The organism is Streptomyces sp. NPDC047515 (assembly GCF_040643055.1).
GTDB lineage: Bacteria > Actinomycetota > Actinomycetes > Streptomycetales > Streptomycetaceae > Streptomyces.
In genome coordinates this window covers 1-2,344 of record NZ_JBEYTM010000150.1, presented here as the reverse complement: position 1 = coordinate 2,344, position 2,344 = coordinate 1, and the positions used below count along the sequence as shown (strand labels likewise).

The following is a 2,344-nucleotide window of genomic DNA, read 5'->3' as shown; positions in this document are numbered from 1 at the left end:
TGTCGGCAACGGGTGAAATGGATACCACGGGCGGCGGATGAAAAGTGAGCCACTCTGCGATCTCTTGATCATTCTGGCTTCAGGGTTCTGGAGTCGGGAGGCAGAGAGGGTGATCCTTGTGGAGGACTGGGCTGAGATTCGCCGGTTGCACCGGGCTGAAGGACTGTCCGCCCGGGCTGTTGCCCGGCAGCTGGGCATTTCACGGAACACGGTGCTGCGGGCTCTGGCGTCGGACCGGCCGCCGCAGTACCGGCGGGCCGTGAAGGGGTCCGCGGTGGACGCGGTCGAGCCGGCGGTGAGGGAACTGTTGCGGCAGACCCCCACCATGCCTGTGACGGTGATCGCGGAGCGGATCGGCTGGGACCGCGGGCTGACGATCCTGCGGGACCGGGTGCGTGAGCTGCGGCCGGCGTATCTGCCGGTGGACCCCGTCTCGCGGACGGTCTATCAGCCCGGCGAGCTCGCCCAGTGCGACCTGTGGTTCCCGCCGGTGGACGTCCCCCTCGGCTATGGCCAGAGCGGACGCCCTCCGGTTTTGGTCATCGTCTCGGGCTACTCACGGGTGATCACCGCCCGGATGCTGCCCTCGCGGCAGACCGGCGACCTGATCGACGGCCACTGGCGGCTGCTGGCACAGGGCTGGCAGGCCATCCCCCGGATGCTGGTCTGGGACAATGAGGCAGGCATCGGCAAAGGGAAACTGACCTCCGAGTTCGCCGCGTTCGCCGGGCTGCTCGCGGTGAAAGTCCACTTGTGCCGGCCCCGCGACCCGGAGGCCAAGGGCCTGGTCGAGCGGGCCAACGGTTACCTGGAGACGAGTTTCCTGCCCGGCCGCACCTTCAGTGGCCCCGACGATTTCAACACCCAGCTGGCCGGCTGGCTGCAGATCGCCAACCGCAGGGTTCATCGCGTGATCGCCGCGCGGCCGGCGGACCGCTGGGAAGCCGACCGGGCCCAGATGCTCCCCGTCCCGCCAATCACCCCGCCCCACTGGTGGCGCTTTGCGACCCGTATCGGCCGTGACCACTACATCCGCGTCGATACCTGCGACTATTCCGTCCACCCCCGCGCGATCGGCCACCGCGTCCAGGTCCGCGCGGACAACCAGGAGATCACCGTCACCCTCACCGACACCCCCCGCACCGGGCGGGCTGGCACTGGCACCGCGGCTGGGGCGGTGGTGGTGGCCCGGCACCCGCGTTGCTGGGCCCGCCACCAGACGCTCACCGATCCCGGGCATGTCGAGGCGGCCCGCCTCCTGCGGGGCGAGGTCTGGCATCAGCAGGCCGCCCGCGCAGCTACCGCCCGACGTGCACTCGCGCTGGCACCGGACAACCTCGGTGTCGAGGTCGAACAGCGTGAACTGGGCACCTATGACCGGATGTTCACCCTCATCGAGGGCGGCGCCGGGAACGAGGAGGCGGACACCTGATGCCCCGCACCACCTCCCCAGCCGGCTCCCGGCCCGGACCTGCGAAAACCGCAGGCCAGGCGGCGCCGACCGGCACTCAGACCAGCTCGGACCTGGCGTTCCTCGCCCGCGCGATGAGAGCCCCCACCCTGCTGGACGCCGCCGAACGCCTGGCCGAACGCGCCCGCGCCGAGTCCTGGACCCACACGGAATACCTGGTCGCCTGCCTGCAACGCGAGGTGTCCGCCCGCGACAGTCACGGCGGCGAGGGCCGTATCCGGGCGGCCCGCTTCCCCGCGATCAAGACCATCGAGGAACTCGATGTCGCCCATCTGCGGGGCCTGACGCGACAACAGCTCGCGCATCTGGGCACACTGGACTTCATCACGGGAAAAGAGAACGTGGTCTTCCTCGGCCCGCCCGGAACCGGTAAGACCCACATCGCCACCGGCCTCGCCGTGAGGGCTTGCCAGAGCGGACACCGCGTGGCTTTCGCCACTGCCTCCCAGTGGGTGGACCGCCTTGCCGCCGCCCGTCACACGGGACAACTCCAGGAAGAACTCGTCAAACTCGGCCGCTACCCGCTGATCGTGATCGACGAGGTGGGCTACATCCCCTTCGAAGACGAAGCGGCGAACCTGTTCTTCCAGCTGATCGCCAACCGCTACGAGAGAGCGAGTGTGATCGTCACGAGCAACAAGCCTTTCGGACGCTGGGGAGAGGTCTTCGGCGACGAGACCGTCGCCGCCGCCATGATTGACCGGCTCGTCCACCACGCGGAGGTCCACTCCCTCAAAGGCGAGTCCTACCGCATGCGAGGACGAAAACTCGGCCGCATCCCCACCCCCACCGACAACGACTGACCAACCAAGACCGCAAAACGGCCCACAATTCAACCGTTGGAACTGGTCCCGTTTTCAGCCGTTGCCGACA

At 68.5% G+C, this 2,344-nt stretch carries 2 protein-coding genes; both read left to right on the top strand.

The window, feature by feature from the left end; genetic code table 11:
• The first annotated feature begins 118 nt into the window (after positions 1-118).
• Positions 119-1,432 (top strand): IS21 family transposase, encoded by a 1,314-nt coding sequence (istA, locus tag ABZ826_RS39150; protein ID WP_361459347.1) that lies wholly within the window; start codon positions 119-121, stop codon positions 1,430-1,432.
• The gene (gene istB, locus ABZ826_RS39145) at positions 1,432-2,274 is read left to right on the top strand and encodes an IS21-like element helper ATPase IstB (protein ID WP_361459345.1); all 843 of its coding nucleotides are present in this window, start codon (positions 1,432-1,434) and stop codon (positions 2,272-2,274) included. Before istA ends, istB begins: the two co-directional genes overlap by 1 nt.
• Positions 2,275-2,344: the final 70 nt, after the last annotated feature.

What these genes read in the sequence shown, in the direction of transcription:
- istB (WP_361459345.1), top strand. Translation starts at nt 1,432, where the DNA reads ATGCCCCGCACCACCTCCCCAGCCGGCTCCCGGCCCGGACCTGCGAAA.